This window comes from Neptuniibacter sp. QD37_11 (assembly GCF_047778105.1).
Lineage (GTDB): Bacteria > Pseudomonadota > Gammaproteobacteria > Pseudomonadales > Balneatricaceae > Neptuniibacter.
In genome coordinates, this window is sequence record NZ_CP180552.1 from 1,978,481 (window position 1) to 2,004,497 (window position 26,017).

Below are 26,017 nucleotides of genomic sequence, written 5' to 3' on the forward strand. Positions count from 1 at the left end.
TTTGAAACGAATTTAAAATTGATTGAGTAAAAGTATGCGCACTAGCCAGTATCTCATATCCACCGTTAAGGAAACGCCATCTGATGCAGAAGTCATCAGCCACCAGTTGATGCTTCGAGCGGGCCTTATTCGTAAAGTTGCTTCAGGTCTTTATAACTGGTTGCCGCTTGGCCTTCGCACGCTTCGTAAAGTTGAGCGTATTGTCCGCGAAGAGATGGACAAATCCGGTGCGATGGAAGTTCTAATGCCAGCAATTCAGCCTGCTGAGCTTTGGGAAGAGTCTGGACGCTGGGAACTTTACGGTCCTGAGCTACTGCGCGTTAATGATCGTCACAACCGTGAATTCTGTGTAGGCCCTACACACGAAGAGGTAATTACTGACCTTATCCGCCGTGAGATCAAAAGCTACAAACAGCTTCCTGCAAACTTTTACCAGATCCAAACGAAATTCCGTGACGAAATTCGCCCTCGCTTTGGCGTAATGCGCTCACGCGAATTCATCATGAAGGACGCATACTCTTTCCACGTAGGTCAGGAGTCCCTTCAACAGACATACGATGTAATGCACCAAACTTACACTAACATTTTTAACCGCCTAGGCTTGGATTTCCGCCCTGTACTTGCGGACACTGGCTCTATCGGTGGTGCAACATCTCACGAATTCCACGTACTTGCTGACTCTGGTGAAGATGATATCGCGTTCTCTAATGTCAGCGATTACGCAGCAAACGTAGAATTAGCTGAAGCATTATCTCCTGAAGGCGATCTAGCAGCGCCATCTGTTGAGATGACGACAGTAGATACGCCAAATGCGAAGACGATTGATGAATTGGTTGAGCAGTTTGATCAACCAATTGAGAAAACAGTTAAAACGTTGATCGTTGCAGCATCTGAAGAGTGCGAAGCAGATTTTGTTGCTCTATTGGTTCGTGGTGATCACGAGTTAAACGAGATCAAGGCAGAGAAACTTGCACAAGTTGCTGAACCACTAGAATTTGCTACAGAAGAACAGATCCGCGATCTAATCGGTGCAGGCCCTGGTTCCCTTGGCCCTGTTGGCTTAAACATCCCTGTGATTGTTGACCGTACGGTTGCTAAAACATCTGACTTCAGTGCTGGCGCTAACATCGACGGCAAGCATCTATTTGGTATCAACTGGAATCGCGATGTCGATCTACCAGAAGTCGCAGATCTTCGTAACGTTGTTGAAGGTGATCCGAGCCCATGCGGTGACGGTACACTTGTCATCAAACGTGGTATCGAAGTAGGTCATATTTTCCAGCTAGGTCAGAAATACTCAAAAGCCCTAAGTGCTGAAGTATTGGATCAAAATGGTAAGTCTGTAGTAATGGATATGGGCTGTTACGGTATCGGTGTTACCCGTGTCATTGCAGCTGCGATTGAGCAGAACCACGATGACGGCGGTATTATTTGGCCAGAAGCGATCGCTCCATTCCACGTTGCACTAATCCCGCTTCAATACGATAAGTCTGATGAAGTACGCGAGCTAACTGACAAGCTGTACAATGAACTACAGCAGGCAGGTTACGATGTAATCATGGATGACCGTGATAAGAAGACTAGCCCTGGGGTCAAGTTTGCTGACTCTGACCTTATGGGTATCCCACACCGCGTTGTTATCTCTCCTCGAGGTATCGAAGCGGGTACTTTGGAATACAAAGGCCGTCGCGACGACGAGAAACAAGACGTTGCAGTAGACGGTGTACTACCGCTACTAGCTGAGCGTATCAATCTGTAAGCTTTACTTCAGATTAGAACATCATAAAAAAACGGGCTTTACGCCCGTTTTTTTATTGCTTTTAATTATCTTCTACTGGATACAGTTTTCTGTAATCATCAACAGTTGAACCGGCCTGCTGAAGGCGCCATACCAACTCAAACTCAGTGATTTCACCTTCACTAAATAAGGCATGTAATTCCGCATAAGCATTGGCCAAGAACAACGCTACCGATTCAGACTGTCGGCAATCACCTTGCACTTCCATCTGAAACTCAAGGATAGGTGTATACCAATCCTTTGGTAGCTCCCATACTTCACATGCACGTCTAGTCAAAGCATTTGAGTAATCAGCTAACAAATTACTAAATACTTGCGGGTGTGGCTGTTGCTTTCCATCGGCATGTAACTCTATGAGCTTTTTAAAGATAATCAGCTTACCTACATCGTGAATTAAACCAACAAAGTAAGCTAGATTTGGATTACCACCAATCACTTCTGATATTTTTTTAGCATTATTAGCCACCTCAGAAGAATGTCCCCATAACGCTTTGCCAAATACTTCGAAATAAAAACTATCGATCTCAAATTTATCTGCCACCAAAGATGATAAAACAACATCCTTTAATCTTTGCTGGCCCAACATACTTAGCGCATGCTCTAAGTCTTTAATCTCCATGTCTGAGCCAATAAACGTAGGCGAATTGGCAATAGAAATAACTTTACCGGCAAGCGCAGGATCCTCTTTTATAGCTGTTACAATTCTCTCTTGAGGAGAATCTGGATCAACCAAAGCGTTCATCAATAAAAGTGCATTCTTAGAAAGCTTAGGTATAGATTCTTCGTCTAAGTTCTTTAATTCTTGCTCCAGAACAACTCGTAATGATTCTTCTTGCTTGGCTGATTCCTCTGTAATTACAGCCCTTACACCTAATAAATTACTGATAAAGGAAAATGATAATTCTCTGGAATGTTCTATCGTTTGCGGTGAAGCATCTTTTTCTTCAACTTTCTGTATTTCTTCGTCAAAAGCCTGAGCTTTAAGCACACTCTTTTTAGCAGAATGTTCATTTCCCAAACCAACAAAAGATTTTAATTTATCAAACATAGTCCCTTCCAAAGACTGTTGTAACTTAAATGATAGTTTAAATGATTAGCGCACTTCGAAGGTTTGAGGCGCATCAATGCTATCAACTCTATCACTAATAACCTCAGCCACGTTCGCTAACTCTGGTCCTTGGCTCAGCCAAGCTTCTAGCTGAAGCACAGCCTGCTCTTCACCCGTGGCCATTAGTTCGACCCGTCCATCATTTAAGTTTCTAACCCAACCCTGGACACCTAAAGATAGCGCCTTTTCTTTAGTTGATTGTCTAAACCAAACACCTTGGACTCGGCCACTGACAAATGCATGAATAGATAAATCTGCCACTTTCAAAAACCTAAAAATTTAACCGTTGATTTGTTTTGTACTGCTAATACTGTTTTCATCTTTGTCAGAAAACAATGATTCTAAAGTTAGAGAAAAAGCCTGCTGCTCCTGTTCTGAAGTTTTCACTAATTTTTCGTTAAGTACTCTCTCCCACTCTACTAAGCTGCTAGTAGTTACCGGTAAAGGTGTAGGCCAAGGAAGTAGTTGGTTAAGTTGATATAACGTTAAGCTGCCTAGATCACGGCTTAATAGGTATTCACCTTGGTCACTGCGTTTGACAATACCACCTTCCAACAGAATCTTTAGATAGCTATCCCAACGCCCCTGATCCAAAGCATCTACCTCTTGTAGAAGCTTGTGATCCGAGATTGATTCCCCCTGCTGTTGAGCCTTCCATAAACGGTGCAACACGGCCACAACCGAATATAGATGCGGAAGATCATTAGTTCGCTCATTAGGCCGATAAACTGTAATACAGCGCGTCAGCTCAGCACCCATCAATATGATGACCCAACTGATAAAGATCCAAAGTAGAAATAGAGGTACAGCTGCGAAAGCACCGTAGATTAGTTCGTAAGATGGGAACTGGGTAACAAACGCAGTAAAGCCTCTTTTTGCCGTTTCAAATAACAGTGCTACGCCAATACCACCTAATAGCGCACTTTTAAACGGTACTGGGCAGTTTGGTACAGCTACATACATCAAAGTAAAAGCGGTAGCCGACAGGATTGTAGGTAATGCTGACAATAAGCGCGCACGACCCACCGCCTCTGTCGCCTCACTGATAAACGGTAAACTTGCGATATAAGAGGTTAAAACTAAACCTAAACCGATCAAAATTGGCCCCAAGCTCAAAATAGCCCAATAAAGCAGAAAGCTTGATAGTCCTTTACGCGGTTCATTCACTCGCCAGATACGATTAAATGCTGCCTCTATATTTTTCATCATCATAATCGATGTGATGGCCAGCAATGCAATACCTACTGCGGTTAATTTACGTGCTTGAGAAGAGAAATCGTTGAGGTAATCCTGTACTACGGCGCCGGTGGCAGGCACGAAATTATCAAACACCCACTCTTGTAGTTCCTGTCCCACTCCTTGAAAAGAGGGAACTGCCGCCAACATCGCGTAAGACACAGTCATCAATGGGACTACAGCAAACAGCGTGGTATAAGTTAATGCCGCCGCATTAAGAATCCCTTGATTCTGCAGAAACTGTCGAAATAGATAACGAATAAACAGTGTAACGCGGTGATTTAACAGCGAAGCCATTTCCATCCTCATAATAATCAGCTAAGCACTGGCCTAAAATGCAGTTCCTTCATGAAATCTGCAACACAGGCGTATACAATATCGCATAATCCAACACAATGAACGGATCATTTCACCTTGATCCCTTAGTACGGTATAGCACAATGAGTGAAGTAACTATCTATCACAACCCGCGTTGCTCTAAGTCTCGCCAGACTCTAGCACTATTAGAAGAGAACGGTGTAGAGCCACAAGTTCGTAAATATCTTGATGAAGCACCTTCTGCTGATGAGCTGAAAGTAGTGCTAAGCCAGTTAGGTATTTCTGCTCGCGATCTACTTCGCAAAAAAGAAGCTGAATTCAAAGAAAACGGCTTAGATGATATGTCTCTTTCTGAAGATCAGATCATTGAGATCATGACCAATGTGCCAAAACTAATCGAACGCCCTATCGTTATCAAAGGCGATCAAGCACGAATCGGTCGTCCACCAGAGTCTGTTCTGGAAATCATCTAACATGAGCGCTCCCTACGTCCTCGTTCTCTACTACAGCCGCCACGGTGCCACGCAATCGATGGCTAAACATATTGCCCGTGGTGTAGAACAGTCTGGCATTGAAGCTCGTCTTCGCACTGTACCTGAAGTTTCAACGGTTGCTGAAGCAACAGAACCTTCAATTCCTGATCAAGGCGCACTTTACTGCTCCGAACAGGATTTAGCCAACTGTGCTGGTTTAGCGTTAGGGAGCCCGACTCGTTTTGGAAATATGGCATCGCCATTAAAGTATTTTATCGATAGCACTAGCAGCTTATGGATGTCAGGTGCGCTGATTGATAAACCTGCTGCTGTGTTTAGCTCCAGTTCTAGTTTACATGGCGGCCAAGAAACTACTTTGCTTACCATGATGATGCCTTTACTACATCACGGCATGGTCATTGCCGGCTTACCCTATTCCGAATCTGAGTTATTGAAAACTAAAAGCGGCGGCACTCCTTATGGGCCGACACATGTAGCGGGGCCAGACAATAGCAATGAGCTAGACCCAATCGAAAAGAATTTATGTATTGCCCAAGGTAAGCGCTTGGGTGAACTGGCCCGCCGATTAGCAAACAACGTTTAATTTTAAACGCCTAGTAAAACCACGAGAGTACAAGCAGTTGAAAGCATATATTCCTGATGATCACGATTATCAAAGCAAAGCTAAATTAGGGCGTATCCTTTGTGTAGGAAGCTACCTAGGTTTGCTTGGTTGGTTTACGCTTTGGCACCTTTTCCTTATTCCTGTTCCAACCGGAAAACCTTGGGTTATTTGGCTTATCCATATGGCTCCACTGCTAGCATTTGCAGGGGTGATTATTAAGGGTAATCCTCGTGGACACGCATGGCTTTGTTTTGTGCTTCTACTGCTGTTTATGCAGGCGGTATTAGCTGCGACTAATCCAAATACGGCTATCTATGGCATTGGCTATTCCTTACTTGTAGGTGCGCTTTTCACCAGCGCCATGATGTACACACGCTGGCGTGCGCGCTATAACAAACAGCTGGCTCACTGGGCTGAACAAGCTGCAGATAAAGATGATGCATCTAAGGATAGCTAAGCCAAAGTATGCGAGATCCTAAGACTTTATTACAGGACATAAGAAAGCAGTTTCCCATTTTAAATCAAAAAGTTAACGGAAACTCTTTAACCTTTTTAGACAACGCTGCTACAACTCAAAAGCCGCAATGTGTCATAGATTCTGTCTCTGAATATTATCAGCAGAGCAACGCCAATGTTCATCGTGCAAGTCATGCGCTCAGCGCGGATGCTACGCTGCTTTTTGAGTCTGCTCGCAGCACCGTTGCTCGCTATCTGAATGCCCGCAGTGAAAAAGAGATCATCTGGACACGGGGTACGACAGAGGGGATCAACCTAGTTGCCAACAGCTGGGGCCAGCAGTTAAAAGCTGGCGACGAGATCATCTTAAGTACACTGGAACATCACGCTAATATCGTTCCTTGGCAGATGCTTGCTCAGCGAAAAGGCGTTGTTCTAAAAATCATTCCGCTCTTAGATAATGGCAAGTTAGATCTAGAGCAATTTGAAAAGCTACTTTCCAATAAAACCCGCTTAGTTGCGGTAACTCATGCATCTAATGCCTTGGGAACGATTAACCCTGTGAAGCGCATTATAGAGTTAGCCCATCAAGCTGGCGCGCTAGTGCTTATCGATGGCGCGCAAGCTCTACCCCACCTTCAGATTGACCTTCAAGATCTCGATGCTGATTTTTACCTGTTTTCGGGACATAAGGTTTTTGCTCCAACGGGTATTGGTGTTTTATACGGCAAAGAAGCACTGCTATCTGCTATGACTCCTTGGCAAGGCGGGGGTGAGATGATCAAACACGTGAGTTTTGATCAAACGACTTATAACGATCTGCCTTTCAAGTTTGAAGCAGGCACACCGAATATTAGTGCCACCATCGGTTTAGCAACCGCTCTGAACTGGTTATCTAGTTTTGATCGATCATTACTGGAACAACACGAACAACATTTGCTTAAAACAGCTATCGATGGCTGTTCTCAAATCAAAGGGTTTAATCGTATTGGTTCAGCATCTGAGTGTGTCAGTTTGTTATCTTTCACACTGACTGACCAACATCAGCAAGATATTGGCCTGCTGTTAGATCAACAAGGTATTGCTGTCCGTACAGGGCATCATTGCGCAATGCCTCTGATGCAGAGGCTGGGCTTACCGGGTACGACACGAGCATCTTTCGCTTTTTATAATACTGAAGCGGAAGTGAACCATTTTATGCAGACACTGGATTCGATTACTCGCCCTACGGCTGTGGCTGTTGAATCAAACTCATCGCCAGAATCCTTGATCGATAAGCTTAAAGGTATCTCAGGCTGGAATGCTCGTTACAGAGAGATAATGCTGCTTGGGAAATCTGCTAAAGGCCTTCCCCAACAGTTAAAAACAGACGAACACCTCGTTAAAGGCTGTGAAAGCAATACTTGGCTGGTCATTAATAAAGAGCCCAACGGTACGTTAACCTTTGCTACTGACTCAGATGCCCGTATTATTCGTGGATTACTGGTATTGGTTGAAAACGCTTTCAACCATAAAACAGCGGATCAGGTCTGTGCTTTTGATGTCGACGGTTTGTTTAAGCAACTAGAACTTGATCGTCATCTAAGCCCATCACGTGGTAACGGACTACGTGCTGTCATCGACAAAATTTATAAGTTTGCCCAACAAGCAAACTAAGACAACTGAATTCCTTTTGGAGCAACAATGAGCAACTTTACTGACGTTTCTTACCTAAACACCGTATTTGGTAATGAACAAGGCAATCTTGAAAACCCAAATTGGGAAAAAGCTGGCAAGCAATTACACCTAATCAAAGAAGAGCTAGCTGAATTAGTTGAAGGACTCGAAAACAAAGATACCTCTGAAATTCGTGATGCTGTAGCAGATATCCTTGTTGTGACTTACGGTATGGCCCACATCATGGGTATTGATGCCGACAAAGATATGGCTGCTGTTCAAGCAAGCAACCTATCTAAGCTGTGTAAGACGCAGGACGAAGTTGACCAAACATTGGCTTTTTACCAGAATGAAAAGCAACTGGATGTATACGTAGGCGGTGAACTACCTGAAGCCTACATCAAATCCTCCAAGGACCAGGAAGGCAGTGATGGTAAATTCTACCCTGCTCACAAATTCCTAAAATCTATCAACTGGCATGAACCTAAACTGGACTAATTATGCCTACATACGATTATCGCATTGAAGCGACAGGTGATGTGGTTGAAGTGAAGCACACTATGGCTCTAACCCCTAAGACTTGGGGTGAGCTATGTATTCTCGCTAATCTAGACCCACAAGAGATCCCTGAAGACTCGGAAGTTACAAAACTTTTATCAACCGCAGGAGTTGTTAAAAGTTCGACACTCAAAAATCCTGAAGCGCCTCCTTGCATGAGTGGTGGCGGCTGTCCAAGTGGTGGCTGCGGTTTTTGACAGCCATAGAAAGGTGAGTGATAGTAGATAATACGAGTCACTCACTTTTTCAAAGGCTGGATGCCACACTATGCTTTCAGGGCAAACACCAGAACGACAAACAATTCTGAATTGGGCCAAACAAGGCCATATCAAACCAGACGACGTAGAGCGTGCTTTAGCGCTTACCCAAGCAACCCCAAGCAACAATCAATGGTTAACTTTCACGGCAAAACTTCTTCTCTGGCTTAGTGCTGTAGCACTTGCTGCGGGCGTTATTTTCTTTTTTGCTTTCAATTGGCAATCTATTTCTAATTTAACCAAGTTTGCAACGCTGCAAAGCGCTATTGTGCTTGCTGGCATAGTCTATTCACGATTAGACCATCACAGTATTTCTGGTATCAGCTGTATCACGCTGATTACTTTATTAACTGGAGCGCTACTGGCTCTTGTAGGTCAAATCTATCAAACCGGTGCGGACCCTTGGCAGCTTTTCGCTATCTGGGCAGTATTCACCCTTCCCTGGGCTGTTATTCATCGCGCAAGCACTGTCTGGGTGATATTTATCACCCTGGTCAATCTCGCGCTCTATCTCTATGCCGAAACCTTCCGTGGACTATTTGGTTTCCTGTTTAGAAGTGAAGATCTGACCAGTATCTTTTTAGCCATCAATACCGCGTTTATTTTAATTTTGGAGCTCGGATACAAATTTAAACAGTGCCTCATTAAGAATCGATTTGCTATCCAAATCGCCCTCTTCTTCGCTGGATCGCTGGCAACTTGGTTAGCAATGTGGTCCATCTTTGATTTTGATGATTTTCATTGGGGCGGGCTCTTCTATCTGATCTGGATCTCTATCGCTTTCTACTACTATCGCCACTGCCAACTAGATCTATTTGTTCTCTCTGGGGTAGCCACCAGCCTTATTATCACTGCAAGCTCCTTGCTGATTAAAACCTTTGGTGATGCATTCGATGGAGGTGCATTTTTGGTTATCGGTTTGGCAATTATCGGCATGTCCACGGCAGCTGGAATTTGGCTAAAGAATCTATACCAAGTTCAAAAACAGCAAAGGAGTGCTCAAGATGACTAATTCAGATCAAGCACTTTGGCAGAAGCTACAAACCGAAGGGATAGTCACTGAGGATCAACCAGAAGAGCACCCGAGCCAATCAGCATGGTTTATCCATCTGATGCAAGGCTTCTCTGGCTGGTTAGCAGCTTTGTTTATGCTTGGCTTTGTGGGGAACATATTCGGTTGGATATTCCGTCATGATAACCATATTCTACTGATGATCGCTGGACTCGGATGTTCTATTAGCGCCTATACCATCTATCGTCACAGTGGCGAGTCCCCTTTCTACAATCAATTAGCTTTAGCAATCAGTATTTGCGGCCAATTTATGTTTGGCTGGGGTTTATTTGAATTTCTGGGAGATAATGAAGTTACGGTTTTTCTGGCGCTAGCGATCTACCAAACGATCCTAGCCCTTGTAATGCCGAGTTTCCTACATAAAGTCATCTCGAGTTGGTTTGCCATGATCGCTATATTCTGGGGTTTAAACCGCCAAGGTATACATGGGCTAGATAGTGCTGTTGCCGCCCTCATTTTTACATTGATCTGGTGTAAAGAACAGCAATGGCTAAAGTGGCATAAGTTTCTGATTCCTATCAGCTACGGTATGGCTATTTCGCTATTACAGTTTAGTGGTCATTCGCTATTACAAAATGAACTCTCATTTCTCTACAAGATTAGTGATGTAGGCTTTCTGCAACTTAACGGCCCTCTGATTGGCTCGATTGCACAAATAGCCACTTTCGTATTTCTACTAGCTTATATATTCAAAGAGCAACAAGTTACAAAAGACAGTAAAAACATTGCTAGCTATTTAGCCCTAATTATTATCATGGCCGCTACCTCATTTACGATTGCCGGTTTACCTGCTGCACTCTTGCTACTGTTAATTGGCTTTCATAGACAGCAACGCGTTCTGCTCGGCTTGGGTATAGTTGCATTAATTAGTTTTGTATCTTTGTATTACTACAACCTTCACGAAACCTTATTGGTTAAATCAATCTATTTAGTGGGTTTAGGCACGGTTGCGTTAGTCAGTTATCTTCTGCTGAACAAGATCTATCTGCCAGAAAAAAAAATGGGTATTAGCCATGTTGCCCAACTGAACCGAGCTAAATGGAGCGCATTACTCACTGCATTCATCTTGCTAATAGCCGTAAATATTAATATCTACCAAAAAGAGACCTTATTGGCTGAAGGCAAAACCGTTTTATTAGAGCTTGTGCCTGTAGATCCTCGCTCCTTGATGCAAGGTGATTACATGCGACTTAGATTCCAAATCACCAATGAAGCATTTAACCGCTCACTTAACGACGTTCCTACTGATGGCTTTCTTTTAGTTGAGCTTGATGGCAATCATAAGGCTAGTTTTTTGCAGCTTTTAACCCGTACAGAAAAGGATAAAGAACTCGCATCGAACCAAGCTATTCTTCAATACCGCATTCGCAATAGCCGAGTACAATTTGCAACCAATGCTTTTTTCTTTCAAGAAGGTACAGCAGACAGATATGAAGCGGCAAAATACGGAATGTTCAAAACAGATGATAGTGGTGAGCTACTTTTGCATGCCTTAATTGATGAATCATTCGAAGTCATAGGCACTAATAGCCCATAATTTTTTTCACTAAATTAGGTACTTTATTTGAAAAAACAGGAAGCTATCAGGGTTAAACTAAGACTTAGGCTTTCAGGGATTGAAAATTTACCTTAGACTTACTAAAGGAAACTACGGGGAAGGATTATGAACACCAAAATTAATCTATTTGTCGCGAGTATTGCTTTGACTGCTGGTATCGCAACGCCATTAACTGCCTTGGCCGAAGATAAGCAATATACGTGCTCCTACACACATGCCAGTTACACGGCCCCATTTATGAAAGCGCCGAAGACGCGTAACTGCCCTGAAGGCCGCTGCAGCTATTCTGTTGTAATTAAAAATGGCTCTGCTGTTGTAAACGGTGTTGCTGGCTTTAGCGTTGAACAGTCTGATGAACAGATCAAGTTAAGTCGAACGGCTAAAGACCCAGTTATGGGCGGTATGGACACAACAAACTTGACCATTAATAAATCTGATATGAGCTTCAAGAGCGTTAAGACGACAACGCCTTCTGTTGTACTGACAACCCAAGGTAGCTGCTCTTAAATTCTAAATTTATCAAACTGACCTCAATAATCTTCCGTAGTTGTAGCTGTCTATGAATCTTAACGATGTCCGTTTGTTTATTCAGGTTATTGAGCACAATGGATTTACCGCAGCCGCAGATAAATTAGGCATTCAAAAATCGACTATTAGCCGTCGCATTACTCAACTTGAAGATGATTTAGGATTAAGGCTTTTACAACGTACGACTCGTAAATTAAACCTCACTGCTGACGGCCAAAACTTCTACGAACGCTGCCTGCCCCTTTTTTCCGAACTAGAAGATATCGAGAATCACGTAACTTCCACTCAAGGTGAGCCCAAGGGTCGGTTACGCATTACCATGCCGCCTGAAATTGGGATATTCATTATGAATGACCTGATTTCCAGCTTTATGGAGAAGTACCCGCTCATTCAGATCGATATAGAACTCAGCCCTCGCGTCGTCGATCTAGTCCAAGAAGGTATCGACTTAGCACTGCGTGTAGGAAATTTAGATGACTCGAGCCTCGTAGGGCGTAAGATCGCCAATGCGTCTTCTAAGTTATATGCCAGCCAAGCCTATATAGATCGATTTGGTGAACCACTAACTCCAGACGATTTAAAAGAACATCAATGTATCGGCACTCATCTAAACTCCAATGAATGGGTCTTTGAAAACTGGAATGAAGGTAAAGCGGTTTCCATTAACTTCCGTTTACGTGCAAATAGCTTGAGCTTCAGCCTGGAGATGCTTAAAAGTAATTTGGGGATTGCTCGCTTACCGAAAGCGTTCTGCATTGATGAACTGGAGTCTGGGGAAATAAAGGAGGTATTAGCCGATTATAAGGTGCCTACTGTAGGTATCCACGCGCTCTACCCTAGCCGTAAAAACCTAAATCCTAAGGTCCGTTTATTCCTAGACCATGTCGTTGAAAACCTAAAAACCCATCCTTGGCTTAAATAGCTTCTTAAGCAGCTGATTCCCACTCAGGCGGCTTACCATCAAACAGTGCTAGTAAAGTATCTATGCCTGCCATATCAATAGCATTTTTATGCGTAATCATAATCGTAGGAATCTGGCTGAACTGATCATCGAGCACCTCGAGGTTTAAATCTTTTGCATACCTCGATTCTTCTGCCACCTTCCTAGGTACTAAGGTGAAACCCAAACCCACAGCCACACAACCCAAAATCCCTTCTTGAGTGCCCATATCTAACACCTCAGTGTCTAATCTGCCGTTATCACGTAGCCAATTTAGCGCCTTATCTCTGTACGCACAGCCTTGTCTGAACATGATTAACGAGTCTGGAACATCCACTCCTTTCGCAGTGGCCAAAACCAGCTCTTCCATTAACACCTGACGACAAACAAGATCCTTGTGCTGTACAGGCCCACCGACAAAGGCACAATCCAGTTTGTAATTAAGAACAGCTTCAATCAATTGACCACTGGTTTCTGTTTGCACTCTAGGTAACAGGTTAGGGTGTTTTTTTCGTAGGGATTGGATCAGGCCAGGCATACGAACAGCGGCGAAGGATTCCATAGAACCAATCCTAATCTCCCCTGTCGCTTCTCCTACTTGTTTAACCGCGATACTGGCTTGATGTTCTAGCTGTAGCAGTTGGTTAGCGTAATCCATCAAGGTATAACCGGTAGGTGTCAGCTCAAGTTTGCGCCCTTTACGATAAAACAGGGGCGAACCTATCTCTTCTTCCAACCTTTTGATTCGTGCGGTGACGTTAGATTGAACAGTATGTAGCTCTTTCGATGCAGCTTGAACACCACCGAATTCAACCACGTATTTAAAGGTTTTGAGTGAAAGAAGTTCCATAAACTACCCTGCGCTCCCAATGCTTAGTTCATCAGAAGTGAATGACTAACTTGAAAGCGTCATTATATGAGATATATCGAACACAAGATATTGAGATAAACCCTAAATAGATTAACTGGCCAACAAGATAACTTTATTCACCTTAAGCTTTGGATTTAGCCTTGGGTTTGGCTTTCCTTCTACGTGTTTTCTTATAAGCAGGTTTCGGCTGTTGTTTGATATTACGTAGCAGTTGCACATCCATACTGCTCGCCTTCTGAATCATCAAAGAGATCTCATCAGTCAAAGGCTGCATAAATGTTTGATAATTTAACTTCTGCTCACTGATATCATTCAATGAAGCCTCCCAACGAGCTGTCATATCAGGCTTACTCGCGTTATCTGGGAGGCTATTAATTAGCGCTCGGCCTGCTTCGGTACTCCGAATAGTTTTACCCTGACGCTGTAAGAAGCCCCGCTTAAACAGTAATTCGATGATTCCCGCTCTTGTCGCTTCTGTGCCTAGGCCATCGGTTTCCTTAAGCACCTTTTTAACATCGGTATCTTCAACAAATCGCGCAATACCTGTCATGGCTGCTAAAAGGGTTGCATCGGTAAAAGGCTTTGGTGGCTGGGTTTCTTTATCTATGACTTCTCCTTGCTCACAATAGAGGGGCTGTCCAACAGAGAGATTAGGAAGTTGTACTTGATCATGTTCGCCCTCTTTTTTACCAAACAGGACCTTCCAGCCGACATCGAGTACTTGTTTAGCGGAAGCAGTAAACCTACCGCCTTCAATCAACACCTCGACTCGCGTTTCTGAATAGCGATGATCTGGCATAAACTGGATCAGATACTGCCTAGCTACCAGCTCATATACTTGCTGCTCTGTTTTATTCAGGCGAGTGAAATCTACAGTTTTACTAGTCGGAATAATCGCATGATGGGCTTCAACTTTACGATCGTTCCAAGCCTTTCCCTTTTTGTTTAAGTCAATCAGGCTTTGATGCGGTTGAAACTGCGGGCAATGCTTAAAGACAGCTGACGATACTTTAGCGCCCTCCGCAAAATGGCCTTGGGGTAAGTAGCGACAGTCCGAACGCGGATAAGTAATTAGCTTATGTTTTTCATACAAACTCTGGCATGTATCCAAAACTTGCTGTGCATATAAAGCAAAACGTTTATTCGCATCAATTTGCAACGCAGATAAATTGTAAGGGAGTGGAGCCCCTGCCTTTTTAGGCTTTTTCTCTAAAGCAGTTACTTCGCCCGGTTTAGCTGTAATACGCCCAGCAACGTTTTCCGCTAATGGTCTAGAGAGCACTCGCCCTTCTTCATCCTGCCATTTTTGACAAGCGTCACTCGGCTGCCATTTAGCTTTAAATCTCTCTTCGTTATCAGCCTTGAGATGAGCTAAGACCTCATAAAATGGCTTGGCTTTGAAGTCATCGATCGCCTGATCACGTCTTACCACCAATCCCAATACAGGTGTCTGTACCCGTCCGACCGATAAAACCCCTTGGTAACCCGCAGATTGCCCTTGCAACGTATATGCACGCGTTAGATTAATACCGTAAAGCCAATCTGCTCGACTCCGTGCCAAAGCGGATACAGAAAGAGGGATAAATTCTCGGTTATCTCTTAACTGCGCAATCGCTTTTTTCACAGCACTTGGGTTGAGGTCACTGATCAGACAGCGTTTCATGCTTTGGCGCTTATACTGGGGCAGTTTCAGGAAATCGATTACTTCATCAACTAACAGCTGCCCTTCACGATCAGGATCGCCTGCGTGAACAAGCTCTTCGGCCTCTTTACAGAGTTTTCTTAGTAACGCTATCTGTTTACGCGTTTTTGGCTTGGCCTGCATCTTCCATTCAGAAGGGACAATGGGAAGGTGCTGTAGATTCCACTGTTTAAAACGCGGGTCATACTCGCCCGGTTCAGCCAGTTCCAGAAGATGACCGAAACACCAACTAACCACATCACCATTAGCGGCGCGAATACAACCCTCTTCTTTTTTCAATGGCTTAGGTAGCACATCGGCAATGGCTCGTCCTAAACTTGGCTTTTCGGCTATGAATAAACGCATACTAAAACACTGTATATAAAAACAGTCCAAGAGTAATCTAAACACTCCTGTCATTCCAGAAAAAACAGCTACGCTTATGTATATTCACCGAAATTTGCAGTGGTGTGTTCAGAACATGCAGAAATTTACACTTCGATTTTGTTTACCTTGGCTGGTCGGCCTAATCGTCACCGCATGTGCATTTGTCACGACTGGATGGCTGGTTAACTTAGATCACAATATCCATGATCAACAAGATAAAGCGCAGGTTGAAGCTAGAATCAATTATCTCACTTCGCGCATACAGCTCGCGCTGGATGACAACCTTATCATTATCGAAGCTTTGGAATCACTGCTTCTGCTACAAAACGATATAGATGAGAACGACTTTCAGATTTTAACCACACGATTTTTGTCCACTAGAACAACCATTCGACAAGCTCAATTGGCTCCCGATGCAATCGTTAAGCATATTTATCCCATCATTGATGGCAATAAAGTGCTTGGATTGGACCTACGAAAAATCCCTGAACAAAAAGAAGTGGTGGAGCGATCCATAGCGATGAAAGAGATGATCATGGCCGGCCCACTAGATCTAGTTCAAGGCGGACGAGGTGTTATTGCTAGACAACCCCTTTACAACCGTGAAGGCACTGAAACTAAGTTCTGGGGTTTCATCACAATAATCATAGATTTAGATAGGATATTCAAAGAGACGGGGCTAGCTCTAAGCGATGAGCTGGCTACCTACGCTATTCGCGGAAGTGATGCAAAAGGCAAGCAAGGAGATGTATTCTTTGGTTCCTCTTCAGTATTCGAAGAGGAGTATCTTAGTAGTTTCATAGAAGTCCCTGGTGGTTTTTGGCAACTGTCGGCACGACTCGATAATGATGACCATGTCCATGACATACCGATGCCATATTTAACCGGCTGGGCAGCCCTTGGCTCTCTGATTCTCGGCTTACTAAGCGGGTTTACATGTAGCCTACTCAATAAAACCTATCAACGCTCAATTAGTGATCCCCTTACATCACTCTTTAATAGGCAACATTTCAGAGAACTTGCAGATACAGAAATACAACGAGCACAAAGATATCAACTACCCTTATCGATCATCATGATCGACTTAGATTTTTTTAAGCAGATTAACGATAACTATGGACATCAAGCGGGAGATTATGTGCTTCAGAAGTCGGCCAAAATAATAGAATCAACCTTAAGAGTGGGAGATATTGCAGCACGTTACGGAGGTGAAGAGTTTATTGTTTTGTTGCCTCATAGCGACGAGGCTGACACTCAAATTTGTGCAGAAAGAATTAGAAAGGCGCTGAATACCAAAATAAAACTACGTGGCGCATATCATACGCTTTCAGCAAGCCTAGGCTGCGCCACCTTGGATTCTAACTACACTAATTATGACCAGCTAGTCAGCGGTGCTGACGATGCCCTCTTCTTAGCTAAAGATCGTGGTCGAAATATAGTTATAGCGACCAAGCAGCTTTAATATCCTACTCAAAATTAAGCTTAGAGAATCTTTAAAGGCTCTTCATTTAGTAACGCCAATTGCTCACGTAGTTGAAGAATATGCTCACCCCAGTAACGCTCGGTATTAAACCAACCAAAGCTATAAGGGAATGCTGGATCTTCCCAGCGGCGGCCAAGCCATGCACTGTAATGCATAATTCGTAAACTTCGGAGGACTTCGATCAAACGTAGCTCTTTGAGTTTAAAATCGTAAAACTCGTTGTAGCCATCGACTATTTCAGACAACTGTTGCGTCTGTTCATGTCGATCACCAGAGAGCAGCATCCAAATATCCTGCATCGCAGGTGCCATACGAGCATCATCAAAATCAACAAAATGAGGGGCATCATCACGCCATAGCATATTGCCTGAATGACAATCACCATGAACACGAATATGTTCTATCTCACCACACGCTTTTAAGATCTCATCAACACCCTGAAGAAGATCTCTAGCAACGGAATCGTAAGCTGGTTTAAGCTCTGCCGGAATAAACCGATCACTTAAGAATGCAACACTGTCATGGCCAAATGTCTGACTGGTCAAAGTCGGTCGGTGATCAAATTTTTTCGAAGCGCCCACCAGATGCATACGGCCCAATAAACGGCCTAGCGTAAAAAGATTATCAAGGTTATCGAGTTCAGGAGCATGCCCTCCTCTGCGAGGAAACAAAGCGAACATAAACCCTTCATAATCAAACAGGGTTTCCCCCTTTTCATTACACCAAGGGGTCACAGCAGGCAGAGATTGCTCCGCTAAATCGAAACTAAACTCATGCTCTTCTAGAATCTGCTCTCGACTCCAACGTTGAGGGCGATAGAACTTGGCAATCATCGGCTCTTGATCTTCTATGCCCACCTGATAAACACGGTTCTCGTAACTATTCAGAGGAAACGTACGACCGTCACACCAATGCCCTTGACTCTCAACCGCATCCATCAAGAATGATGGCGTTAACCGCTCAAAAGGGTGTGTTAGATCATGTTCAGACATAAAAAATCCAGCTATAAAATAATTGCAGGTGCAGGGTACGCTTTAGCCCATAGGTGAACAAGTGATATTCCTAATAGATTTGTCCTATTTTCCGTTATTTTTTAAATAGTAGCGTGAACTTTTGTTATAGTTCCAATAATAACCAACAGGAGTATTACGAGTAAGTTATGGCAGGTTCACTTAAAGATCAGTTGCTAAATATGGGACTGGTTGACCAGAAAAAAGCGAAGCAAGCAGATACTGAAAAGCGTAAGCAAAACAAAAAAGCCAAAAAGGCACGCAAATCCGGCCAGCAGGTTGTTGATACGCAAGCAGAGAAAAAGCAGGCGCTAGAAGAACAGCGTAAAGCTAAGCAAGAGCATGATCGTGAACTGAATCGTCAACGAGACGAAGAGCGCCGCAACAAAGAGATTGAAGCGCAATGCCGTCAGATGATCATACAGCAACAGATCGAGCTGCCCGAAGATGCCGAAGTAAGTTACAACTTTGTATACGATAATAAAGTTAAAACTATGTATGTAACTTCGCTCATTCAAGGGCAACTGTTCCGCGGCCAAGTAGCAATCGCTGCGTTAGATGAAAAGTTTTACCTGATCCCGGATAAATTTGCAGAGAAAATTGAGCAACGTCTGCCTAATTACGTTATTCGTGTTCAACCGGAAGAAGAACCAGAAGAAGATGATCCGTACGCGGATTATAAGATTCCAGACGACCTGATGTGGTAATTCTGCACATCAACAGCGTCTTCATGTAGTAAGGGATACGCATGTCACAGGGTTTTTTCGAGCAATTTTTGGTCATTTTATGTTGTGCCGTTGTTGCCACAACCCTGTTTCGGCGCATCAAACTCCCGCCTCTCCTTGCCTACTTAAGTGTTGGCGCTATTGTTGGCCCCTATAGTTTAGGGGTCGTCAAAGACACCCATAGCATTGAGCTACTCAGTGAACTAGGGGTTGTCTTTTTACTCTTTATGCTCGGCTTAGAGTTCTCAGTCTCGCGTATGTTTGCCATGCGCAAGGCTGTATTCGGTCTAGGCAGTTTGCAGGTCATTATCACCGCTGCCTGTTTGATGGCAATCTGCCACCTTTTTGGCCTGCCGCAAACCACCTCTTTAGTTATCGCCGGTGCACTCGCCCTATCATCTACAGCGATTGTAAGCCGCGAGCTGATTCAGCGTGACGAACTCAACAGCCCTCATGGCCAGCTTTCAGTTGGTACTTTAATCTTCCAAGACTTAGCGGCTGTATTCTTCCTAATCGTTGTCCCGACACTCAGTAGTTCGGCAACAGAGATAGACAGTGCCGAAGTCGCATTGATGCTACTTGAGGGCTCAACACTACTCATAATCCTATTGCTGGTTGGCCATATTGTGATGCCATTGCTGTTCCATGAATCAGCACGCAGCGGTTCCAGCGATGTGTTTGTTTTGACGACACTGGCGGCTGCCCTTTTAGCCGCTTGGATTACGCACGCTGCTGGTTTATCTATGGCCCTCGGAGGATTCTTAGCAGGAATGATGTTGGGTGAGAGTCGTTACAGATATCAACTAGAAGCCGATATACGCCCATTCAGAGATGTACTCTTAGGGCTGTTCTTTGTCTCTGTCGGGATGCAATTAGATCTATCTGCTCTAATCGACAGCTGGTATTGGATTATCCTGTTCAGTGTTAGCTTAATTCTGTTAAAGACTTTTATTATTACTCTTCTCGGTACGCTACTGCATAAAGACCCGGCAAATGCCTTAAGAGCAGGCCTCAGCCTTAGCCAAGGCGGTGAATTTGGTTTTGCCTTATTGGCTTTAGCCTTAGGTAATAATCTGATCGAGCCTGATATCAATACTATTGTTGTGTCTACGATCATCATCAGCATGATCGTCACGCCGATTTTGATGAACCACACTTACAGCCTGAGCCGTTGGTTGCACAAAGATGATCCGATTGAATCACCACAACAGAAATTGCCTGATGCCAGCCAGCTAAATCCGCATAATTTAGATAAACATGTGATTATCTGTGGCTTTGGCCGTGTGGGTCAGATCATCGCGCGCTTCTTAGACCAAGCAAACATCCCATACATTGTCGTAGATAATGATCCGGTGCGTGTAATGGAAGCTGCTACAGCAGGCGAACACATCTGTTTTGGTGATGCCAAACGAGATGATGTGATGGCCGCTGTTGGTGCTGACCGTGCGCGGATGTTGATCCTTAGTTTTCCCGAAGCCGAAACAGCGATGCAAGCGCTTAAGCATATACGTACCCGCTTCTCGACTTTACCTATTTTGGTTAGAACACGGGATGATTCTCAGATCGAAGCATTTCAGAATGCTGGAGCCACCGAAATTATTCCTGAAGCTTTGGAAGGCAGCTTAATGATGGTTTCCCATGTTCTGTCTATGCTGGGTATCAACCATCAACAAATTGAACAACAAATAAATCAAGTACGCGCAGAAAGGTACAACCTTCTACATGGCTACTATCACGGCCAGCATTCCGAAAAAATTGATAGTAAAGGCCGTATGAAAGAGATACTGCATCCCGTTCAAATTGAAAATAACTGCAAGTCGATTGGTAAAACTCTGCGAGATATTCCTTTATCAAAGCACCAAGTCTCTGTGGCAATGATCCGTCGTGGTGATCAATCTGAACACAGCCCAAGTGGCGATACACATATACAGCAGGGAGATATCATCATCCTTCAAGGGCCGAATGATAAGATTGAAATCGCGGAATCGATCATCCTAGATGGGAAGTAGTTTTTACTTTTTCCCTCTAACCTTTAGATGAAACAATTTCATTAGTTACGCTTTTTATTAAAGTCTCTCAACAAAACGTCGATAACCCTCTTATATTTAGTAGTACAACTAAAACAATGGGATCATTTGATCCTTTTTTGTCTGTGGAGGAAAACACCGTGCAAGTTCTATTAAGCAGCCAAGCAGCCTACTCTCAGGTTCGCCAGGAAACACTGGTTACGGGCGGGTTTGCTGATGGTAAAGATAGCAACGGTCGTTCTGCATCTGCGGCAGATAAGTTAGTAGCCAAACTAGCAGAAAACATTCCGGGTATGAGTGCATCAGAGATGAAAAGTCTCGACGCTAATGATTACTCTCCGGAAAAAGTTGCATCACGTATCTCCGACTTTGTAGCACAAGGCCTTGAACAAGCCCGTGCCCGCGGAGCGTCTGATGCTGACCTAGATCGTATGTATAAAGCGGCCGTTTCAGGTGTAGAAAAAGGCTTTAAAGAAGCAACTGAGATTCTAGAAGATCTCAATATGTTAACCCCTGATATCTCCGCAACAATCGAGCAAACCAAAGATCTGACGTTCGAAGCGCTGGCCGGCCTTGCGCCTACCAACGAAACAGCGTCCACACGCCAGACTTCTATCTCTGCTGCTGAACGTTATTCAAAAGCTGAGTCTTTCTCCCTTGATGTCATGACCCAGGAAGGAGACAAAGTTTCAATTCGTTTCAACAGTGAAGCAAGTCAAACAGCCTCTTTAGGCGCCTACTCTGACGGTAACAGTAGCGCTGTATCTTTCGGCCTTGAGCGTACCGCCAGCAGTAGCTATAGCTTTAGTGTTGAGGGTGATCTAAACGAAGACGAGTTAGACGCGCTGACAACCCTAATTCAGGATATCAATCTTATTGCCGAAGACTTCTTCAGCGGTGATGTTCAAGACGCTTTTGAACAAGCAGCTGAATTTGAAATGGACAAATCCGAGTTGATGAACTTGAATGTAACTATGACTCAATCAGCAAGTTACTCAGCGGTAGCTGCTTATGAGCAAGTGCAACAACTAGATAACCCATTAGGCAATAATGGCCGCCACTTAGGCCAGATGATGAACAACTTCGATAATTTGGTTGCTAACCCAGCCATGGCATTCTTAGAAGACAGTTCATTATTCGGGGTAGATCTATTGGACAGCTTGATTCATCAAGATATCCGCTACAAAGATGCTGATGAAGAATCCCAGAGCAAACTGGATGATAACTTCGGTCTTTTGCGTGACCTTATGACCCGGTTTGATCAGGACGACGCAGACGATTAACCCCCCTTCTTAATCGCTGCGATACTTTAAACCGGCCTACTTAGGCCGGTTTTTTTATCTTTAGGTTTTTTATAAATACTTAGAGTATTATTCTTCCATCTATTATTGATCTTTAATGACAATGGCCAACTCCTTTTCCCTACGCCCCTATCAACAAGAAGCCGTTGATGCGACATTAAATCACTTTCGCAAATCAAACGATCCTGCTGTTATCGTACTACCAACGGGCGCCGGCAAAAGCCTTGTTATAGCAGAGCTTGCTCGCTTAGCACGTAAAAAAATTATGGTGCTAGCTCATGTCAAAGAGTTGGTTGAGCAAAATCACGCTAAGTATGAAGGCTATGGTTTAGAAGGTGGTATTTTTGCAGCGGGCTTGAATCGCAAAGAGATCGAAAAACAGGTTACGTTTGCCAGTGTGCAATCTGTAGCAGCGAATATTGATCTTTTTAATAACGAATATTCGTTACTGATCGTCGACGAGTGCCACCGCATTAATGACGACGAAGATAGCCAATACGGACGAATCATCAGCAAACTCCAAGAGATCAATCCCAACCTAAAAGTGCTTGGGTTAACAGCTACGCCTTACAGAATGGGGATGGGCTGGATCTATCAGCAGCATTATCGTGGTTTTGTTAGAAGCGAGCAGGAAAAACCATTTCGTAACTGCATCTACGAACTCCCGCTCAGTTACATGATTAGCCGTAACTACTTAACTCCTCCAGAAATGGAAGATGCAGCAATCGCGCAATATGACTTTTCAGCCTTAGATCAAACTGCATTTGGCACTTATGCTGAAAAAGATATCAATAATCTACTAACAAAATACAATCGCGTCACTAGGGCGATCATTGAACAAATAATTGAACGTGCTCAAGATCGCCAAGGCGTGATGATCTTTGCAGCAACAGTTGATCACGCCAAAGAGATCAGCACTTACCTTCCCGAAGATCAAACCGCTTTGATCACTGGTTCCTCCACCAGCGAAGATAGAGACCGCTTGATCAGTGACTTCAAGCTTAAGAAAATAAAGTATCTGGTTAACGTATCCGTTCTTACGACAGGATTTGATGCTCCCCATGTCGATTTAATTGCAATTTTAAGGCCCACCGAATCTGTTAGCCTGTATCAACAGATTGTTGGGCGCGGTCTGAGGCTCGCCCCTGGAAAGAAAGATTGCTTAGTCATCGACTACGCAGGCAATAACTATAACCTGCATCATCCGGAAGTGGGTGAAAAACGTCCTTCCCCGGATTCCGAACCGGTACAAGTATTTTGCCCTTCCTGTGGCTTTGCCAATATCTTTTGGGGTAAAACAGACAGCGATGGCAAAGTAATTGAGCATCATGGCCGACGCTGCAAAGGTCTGCTTGAAAGCGACGAAAGTGACACGCCTTCAGAGCAGTGTGATTTTCGCTTTCGATTTAAAGAATGCCCTCACTGTAATGCTGAAAATGATATCGCTGCCCGTAAATGTCACCAGTGCAATAAAGCGATTATCGACCCAGACGATCAATTAAAAGATGCACTGAAACTGAAAGATGCCATGGTGATCCGATGTGCTGGGTTATCGTTGATCCAGAATCAGTCCAAGCTTCAGGTCATTTATCATGGCGAAGAAGGCGAAGAACTGAAGGAGAGCTTCGATTTTGCTAAGCCTGCCCAGTTAAAGCGCTTTAATGAAATATTTGGGCGCCGGGTTGCGAATAGGCAAGCACCCCAAAACTTTTCAAACATAGAAGAAGCGATAGCTTATGAATCACTTCTAGTTGCACCAGATTTTGTCATTGGACGTGAGCAAAAACACTATTGGCGTGTGCAAGAGAGAATATTTGATTACCAAGGTCGATATCGTAAAGCTAACCAGCTTTAAATTGATATCACAGCTTTATTCTTGATCTGACCAAACAGCCAGTTCATTGCCATTTGGATCAAGAAAATGAAAACGTCGCCCGCCGGGAAAACTGAAAATTGGTACTTTGATCTCACCACCAGCTGATTCAATTAGCGCCTGACTCGCCTCAAGGTTTGTACTATACAAAACCACCAGTGCAGCACCATTACTTGAATTGGATTTCAGATCAGCTTTATAAAAACCACCCGCTAATCCTGCGCCTTCAAAAGCGCTATATTCAGGCCCATAGTCGGTAAACTTCCAGTTAAAAAGGTCAGAGTAAAAGCGCTTAGTGCCTCCTAAATTATTAGCCGGTAACTCAATGTAATTAATTTGATTGTGCGCAGAACTCATTTCACATCCTCTTGATTTGAAAACTTGCAAAACCCAAAAAGCGTCTATGCTTTGTATATACCTTCGTTAAAAGCAACCAATTCAGTCTGATCTGATTGGAGTAAGAATGACATACAAGGTATTTATTACAACAGTTACCATGTTAATAACTTCAAATTTCCTCGCGGCTGCAGAATTGGTCGAAGGACAAACCTGCCCCGTTACTTTTAAAAATGAGCCGATTGGTTCACTGATCCTTTCCAAACCTTGGTATCACAGTAGTCGAAGAAATGCTCACTACATTGCGAGTGACAACGCCACTGGGATAGGTATCGAAATTCATTTAAAAAATAACTTTAGTGGGCAGGTGGATGGTTTAAATCTGGCTGATTGCGATCGCTTTAGGCTATTACAAATTCGCACAACAACAGCCAAACTACTACCCGGAGAGAAAAACATTCAGATTGATGTACCCGATCAATTCACCAACCCTTTTTATGACAGCGCCCCTCTTGAGCACGGTTACGGCCTACATCAAACACCCATAGATGATTCAGATAAACCTTGGCAAGGTCGGCCGTACCGAGACTCTGCTGTCGCACTTTATGACACACCCTATGTTTCCGATAGCTGGGGGATTGAAGGTCAAGATATTGAGGTTAAGTTTGAAACCTGTGCTGTATGTGAAAGAGAAAGCCAATTCGATACTGTTTTATCTTGTGGCCATTGGGGCTATCGCAGAGATTATATGGGAGGAATGACCGGCTGGAGCGAACCTGAATTTACTGGTTTTCAATGTTCAGACTCCCCCAGTCCTGACTTTCAAAAAACGCTTAATCTTTCAAACCGAATTGAATACTCATACTGGATTCACTGGCGTTAGCGGCTTTGTAGCTTTAACGTACCTACGATCATCACCTTCAGATAAAAAAACCGGGTCATTGCCCGGTTTCCAGTGACTCGTTTACCAGAATATTAATCTGGACGGTCATCCTTAAACATTCGCCATCCACCAATCATGGTCGAGATCAGACTCTGGCGCGACATAATATCTTCACGAATCGCCACATAAACGTGGATCAAGATAAACGTGATCAGATACCACATACCTAGGCGATGCCAAGTATGTACATCTTGGCTTTGCCCCATGAGCGGGATAACCCAACCAAACAATGTATCTGCCCAACTGTCCTGACCCAGGCCTTCACCGTATAAAGCAAATCCTGTGACGATCATGAACATCATTCCGAGCACGAAGAAGAAAAACATCCCCACCTGAGCCAGTGGATTGTGACCGATATATTTCTTAGGAGTCTTCTCCAAGAACAGATACCAGCGTACCTCATGCCATGCTTCTTTCCAGAATTTACCGCTAAAGAACGGCGGCACAAACAGTTCACGTGCATGATGGTTACCCACGAACGCCCAATAGATACGACCAAGAAATCCGATAGTTACGATATAGCCCGCCGTGAAATGTGCAAAGCGGATGTAACCCATCAGATAGTTATCGATAGCTTCACCCGGCATCGTTGGTAAAGGAACACCAATAAAATAGCCCGTTACACAAAGCGTGATAATCGAAAAGACAGTGACCCAGTGCCATAAACGTAATGGTGCTTCATACACATAAACAGCAGTCTGTTTACGGGTAATAACTGGCTCGCCGACAACTTGATCTGAAGCGACTTCCTGAGCTTTATCTGACTTATTAGGTTTAACCGATGCAGTCATATAAAT

At 43.8% G+C, this 26,017-nt stretch carries 25 protein-coding genes; 17 read left to right on the plus strand and 8 right to left on the minus strand.

What is annotated here, in order from left to right; all coding sequences use genetic code 11:
- Window positions 1-34 precede the first annotated feature (34 nt).
- Window positions 35-1,759: a proline--tRNA ligase gene (locus ACMXYT_RS09055; RefSeq protein WP_415898403.1), complete on the plus strand. Its 1,725-nt coding sequence runs from the start codon at window positions 35-37 to the stop codon at window positions 1,757-1,759.
- 61 nt (window positions 1,760-1,820) lie between these two features.
- Here ACMXYT_RS09055 and ACMXYT_RS09060 read toward each other — a convergent pair whose 3' ends face one another.
- Genes ACMXYT_RS09060 through ACMXYT_RS09070 form a run of 3 tightly spaced genes read right to left on the minus strand, consistent with a single transcriptional unit; the run spans window position 1,821 to window position 4,439 of the window.
- Window positions 1,821-2,846 (minus strand): HDOD domain-containing protein, encoded by a 1,026-nt coding sequence (locus tag ACMXYT_RS09060; protein WP_415911344.1) that lies wholly within the window; start codon window positions 2,844-2,846, stop codon window positions 1,821-1,823.
- A 45-nt stretch (window positions 2,847-2,891) separates the two neighbouring features.
- Entirely contained in the window at window positions 2,892-3,167 is a 276-nt protein-coding gene (locus ACMXYT_RS09065) for an acylphosphatase (RefSeq protein ID WP_415911345.1), read from the minus strand.
- A gap of 18 nt (window positions 3,168-3,185) precedes the next feature.
- Window positions 3,186-4,439, minus strand: a complete 1,254-nt coding sequence (locus tag ACMXYT_RS09070; RefSeq protein ID WP_415905743.1) for a YihY family inner membrane protein — start codon at window positions 4,437-4,439, stop codon at window positions 3,186-3,188.
- Window positions 4,440-4,582: 143 nt separating this feature from the next.
- Between ACMXYT_RS09070 and arsC the strand changes: the two genes are divergently transcribed.
- The 10 genes from arsC (at window position 4,583) to ACMXYT_RS09120 (ending at window position 12,565) form a co-directional block, all read left to right on the plus strand.
- On the plus strand, window positions 4,583-4,933 hold the full coding sequence (gene arsC, locus ACMXYT_RS09075) for an arsenate reductase (glutaredoxin) (protein ID WP_415881439.1): 351 nt from the start codon (window positions 4,583-4,585) through the stop codon (window positions 4,931-4,933).
- Between the two features lies 1 nt (window position 4,934).
- Window positions 4,935-5,537: an NAD(P)H:quinone oxidoreductase gene (wrbA, locus tag ACMXYT_RS09080; RefSeq protein ID WP_415898406.1), complete on the plus strand. Its 603-nt coding sequence runs from the start codon at window positions 4,935-4,937 to the stop codon at window positions 5,535-5,537.
- Window positions 5,538-5,574: 37 nt separating this feature from the next.
- A complete protein-coding gene (locus tag ACMXYT_RS09085; protein ID WP_415905742.1) occupies window positions 5,575-6,015 on the plus strand; it encodes a DUF2069 domain-containing protein in 441 nt (146 codons plus the stop codon).
- 8 nt (window positions 6,016-6,023) lie between these two features.
- On the plus strand, window positions 6,024-7,670 hold the full coding sequence (locus ACMXYT_RS09090; protein WP_415905741.1) for a SufS family cysteine desulfurase: 1,647 nt from the start codon (window positions 6,024-6,026) through the stop codon (window positions 7,668-7,670).
- Window positions 7,671-7,697: 27 nt separating this feature from the next.
- Window positions 7,698-8,168 (plus strand): nucleoside triphosphate pyrophosphohydrolase family protein, encoded by a 471-nt coding sequence (locus ACMXYT_RS09095; protein WP_415881443.1) that lies wholly within the window; start codon window positions 7,698-7,700, stop codon window positions 8,166-8,168.
- Between the two features lie 2 nt (window positions 8,169-8,170).
- Window positions 8,171-8,425, plus strand: coding sequence for a zinc ribbon domain-containing protein (locus ACMXYT_RS09100; protein ID WP_415881444.1), 255 nt, complete (start codon window positions 8,171-8,173; stop codon window positions 8,423-8,425).
- A 70-nt stretch (window positions 8,426-8,495) separates the two neighbouring features.
- Window positions 8,496-9,497: a DUF2157 domain-containing protein gene (locus tag ACMXYT_RS09105; RefSeq protein WP_415911346.1), complete on the plus strand. Its 1,002-nt coding sequence runs from the start codon at window positions 8,496-8,498 to the stop codon at window positions 9,495-9,497.
- The gene (locus ACMXYT_RS09110) at window positions 9,490-11,094 is read left to right on the plus strand and encodes a GDYXXLXY domain-containing protein (RefSeq protein ID WP_415911347.1); all 1,605 of its coding nucleotides are present in this window, start codon (window positions 9,490-9,492) and stop codon (window positions 11,092-11,094) included. Before ACMXYT_RS09105 ends, ACMXYT_RS09110 begins: the two co-directional genes overlap by 8 nt.
- Before the next feature lie 126 nt (window positions 11,095-11,220).
- Window positions 11,221-11,622 carry a hypothetical protein gene (locus ACMXYT_RS09115; protein WP_415911348.1) on the plus strand — a complete coding sequence of 134 codons (402 nt, stop codon included), beginning with the start codon at window positions 11,221-11,223 and terminating at the stop codon, window positions 11,620-11,622.
- Window positions 11,623-11,674: 52 nt separating this feature from the next.
- Entirely contained in the window at window positions 11,675-12,565 is an 891-nt protein-coding gene (locus tag ACMXYT_RS09120; protein ID WP_415911349.1) for a LysR substrate-binding domain-containing protein, read from the plus strand.
- 4 nt (window positions 12,566-12,569) lie between these two features.
- On the opposite strand, the gene ACMXYT_RS09125 is transcribed toward ACMXYT_RS09120, so the two are convergent.
- Both ACMXYT_RS09125 and ACMXYT_RS09130 read right to left on the minus strand, forming a co-directional pair.
- The gene (locus tag ACMXYT_RS09125; protein ID WP_415896332.1) at window positions 12,570-13,433 is read right to left on the minus strand and encodes a LysR substrate-binding domain-containing protein; all 864 of its coding nucleotides are present in this window, start codon (window positions 13,431-13,433) and stop codon (window positions 12,570-12,572) included.
- Window positions 13,434-13,575: 142 nt separating this feature from the next.
- Window positions 13,576-15,501 carry a DNA topoisomerase III gene (locus ACMXYT_RS09130; protein ID WP_415911350.1) on the minus strand — a complete coding sequence of 642 codons (1,926 nt, stop codon included), beginning with the start codon at window positions 15,499-15,501 and terminating at the stop codon, window positions 13,576-13,578.
- Between the two features lie 115 nt (window positions 15,502-15,616).
- Between ACMXYT_RS09130 and ACMXYT_RS09135 the strand changes: the two genes are divergently transcribed.
- Complete coding sequence (locus tag ACMXYT_RS09135; RefSeq protein WP_415911351.1) at window positions 15,617-16,984, plus strand: diguanylate cyclase; 1,368 nt, start codon at window positions 15,617-15,619, stop codon at window positions 16,982-16,984.
- Window positions 16,985-17,004: 20 nt separating this feature from the next.
- Here ACMXYT_RS09135 and ACMXYT_RS09140 read toward each other — a convergent pair whose 3' ends face one another.
- Window positions 17,005-17,997, minus strand: coding sequence for a serine/threonine protein kinase (locus ACMXYT_RS09140; protein ID WP_415898413.1), 993 nt, complete (start codon window positions 17,995-17,997; stop codon window positions 17,005-17,007).
- 167 nt (window positions 17,998-18,164) lie between these two features.
- On the opposite strand from ACMXYT_RS09140, the gene ACMXYT_RS09145 reads away from it, so the two are divergent.
- From ACMXYT_RS09145 to ACMXYT_RS09160, 4 genes are all read left to right on the plus strand, one after another.
- Entirely contained in the window at window positions 18,165-18,722 is a 558-nt protein-coding gene (locus tag ACMXYT_RS09145; protein WP_415911352.1) for a DUF2058 domain-containing protein, read from the plus strand.
- Window positions 18,723-18,763: 41 nt separating this feature from the next.
- A complete protein-coding gene (locus ACMXYT_RS09150) occupies window positions 18,764-20,749 on the plus strand; it encodes a cation:proton antiporter (RefSeq protein ID WP_415898415.1) in 1,986 nt (661 codons plus the stop codon).
- Between the two features lie 158 nt (window positions 20,750-20,907).
- Window positions 20,908-22,050 (plus strand): DUF5610 domain-containing protein, encoded by a 1,143-nt coding sequence (locus ACMXYT_RS09155; RefSeq protein ID WP_415898416.1) that lies wholly within the window; start codon window positions 20,908-20,910, stop codon window positions 22,048-22,050.
- A gap of 121 nt (window positions 22,051-22,171) precedes the next feature.
- Window positions 22,172-23,923 carry a DEAD/DEAH box helicase gene (locus tag ACMXYT_RS09160; protein ID WP_415901109.1) on the plus strand — a complete coding sequence of 584 codons (1,752 nt, stop codon included), beginning with the start codon at window positions 22,172-22,174 and terminating at the stop codon, window positions 23,921-23,923.
- Window positions 23,924-23,938: 15 nt separating this feature from the next.
- Here the strand turns inward: ACMXYT_RS09160 and ACMXYT_RS09165 are convergent, their stop codons facing one another.
- Complete coding sequence (locus ACMXYT_RS09165; protein WP_415898417.1) at window positions 23,939-24,298, minus strand: VOC family protein; 360 nt, start codon at window positions 24,296-24,298, stop codon at window positions 23,939-23,941.
- Window positions 24,299-24,404: 106 nt separating this feature from the next.
- Between ACMXYT_RS09165 and ACMXYT_RS09170 the strand changes: the two genes are divergently transcribed.
- Window positions 24,405-25,160, plus strand: coding sequence for a hypothetical protein (locus tag ACMXYT_RS09170; protein WP_415911353.1), 756 nt, complete (start codon window positions 24,405-24,407; stop codon window positions 25,158-25,160).
- 92 nt (window positions 25,161-25,252) lie between these two features.
- Here the strand turns inward: ACMXYT_RS09170 and cybH are convergent, their stop codons facing one another.
- Window positions 25,253-26,011 (minus strand): Ni/Fe-hydrogenase, b-type cytochrome subunit, encoded by a 759-nt coding sequence (gene cybH, locus ACMXYT_RS09175; protein ID WP_415898419.1) that lies wholly within the window; start codon window positions 26,009-26,011, stop codon window positions 25,253-25,255.
- Window positions 26,012-26,017 lie beyond the last annotated feature (6 nt).

Coding starts and splice junctions, on each gene's coding strand:
- ACMXYT_RS09055 (WP_415898403.1), top strand. CDS start 35: ATGCGCACTAGCCAGTATCTCATATCCACCGTTAAGGAAACGCCATCT.
- ACMXYT_RS09060 (WP_415911344.1), bottom strand. CDS start 2,846: ATGTTTGATAAATTAAAATCTTTTGTTGGTTTGGGAAATGAACATTCT.
- ACMXYT_RS09070 (WP_415905743.1), bottom strand. CDS start 4,439: ATGGCTTCGCTGTTAAATCACCGCGTTACACTGTTTATTCGTTATCTA.
- arsC (WP_415881439.1), top strand. CDS start 4,583: ATGAGTGAAGTAACTATCTATCACAACCCGCGTTGCTCTAAGTCTCGC.
- wrbA (WP_415898406.1), top strand. CDS start 4,935: ATGAGCGCTCCCTACGTCCTCGTTCTCTACTACAGCCGCCACGGTGCC.
- ACMXYT_RS09090 (WP_415905741.1), top strand. CDS start 6,024: ATGCGAGATCCTAAGACTTTATTACAGGACATAAGAAAGCAGTTTCCC.
- ACMXYT_RS09095 (WP_415881443.1), top strand. CDS start 7,698: ATGAGCAACTTTACTGACGTTTCTTACCTAAACACCGTATTTGGTAAT.
- ACMXYT_RS09100 (WP_415881444.1), top strand. CDS start 8,171: ATGCCTACATACGATTATCGCATTGAAGCGACAGGTGATGTGGTTGAA.
- ACMXYT_RS09105 (WP_415911346.1), top strand. CDS start 8,496: ATGCTTTCAGGGCAAACACCAGAACGACAAACAATTCTGAATTGGGCC.
- ACMXYT_RS09110 (WP_415911347.1), top strand. CDS start 9,490: ATGACTAATTCAGATCAAGCACTTTGGCAGAAGCTACAAACCGAAGGG.
- ACMXYT_RS09115 (WP_415911348.1), top strand. CDS start 11,221: ATGAACACCAAAATTAATCTATTTGTCGCGAGTATTGCTTTGACTGCT.
- ACMXYT_RS09120 (WP_415911349.1), top strand. CDS start 11,675: ATGAATCTTAACGATGTCCGTTTGTTTATTCAGGTTATTGAGCACAAT.
- ACMXYT_RS09125 (WP_415896332.1), bottom strand. CDS start 13,433: ATGGAACTTCTTTCACTCAAAACCTTTAAATACGTGGTTGAATTCGGT.
- ACMXYT_RS09130 (WP_415911350.1), bottom strand. CDS start 15,501: ATGCGTTTATTCATAGCCGAAAAGCCAAGTTTAGGACGAGCCATTGCC.
- ACMXYT_RS09135 (WP_415911351.1), top strand. CDS start 15,617: ATGCAGAAATTTACACTTCGATTTTGTTTACCTTGGCTGGTCGGCCTA.
- ACMXYT_RS09140 (WP_415898413.1), bottom strand. CDS start 17,997: ATGTCTGAACATGATCTAACACACCCTTTTGAGCGGTTAACGCCATCA.
- ACMXYT_RS09145 (WP_415911352.1), top strand. CDS start 18,165: ATGGCAGGTTCACTTAAAGATCAGTTGCTAAATATGGGACTGGTTGAC.
- ACMXYT_RS09150 (WP_415898415.1), top strand. CDS start 18,764: ATGTCACAGGGTTTTTTCGAGCAATTTTTGGTCATTTTATGTTGTGCC.
- ACMXYT_RS09160 (WP_415901109.1), top strand. CDS start 22,172: ATGGCCAACTCCTTTTCCCTACGCCCCTATCAACAAGAAGCCGTTGAT.
- ACMXYT_RS09165 (WP_415898417.1), bottom strand. CDS start 24,298: ATGAGTTCTGCGCACAATCAAATTAATTACATTGAGTTACCGGCTAAT.
- ACMXYT_RS09170 (WP_415911353.1), top strand. CDS start 24,405: ATGACATACAAGGTATTTATTACAACAGTTACCATGTTAATAACTTCA.
- cybH (WP_415898419.1), bottom strand. CDS start 26,011: ATGACTGCATCGGTTAAACCTAATAAGTCAGATAAAGCTCAGGAAGTC.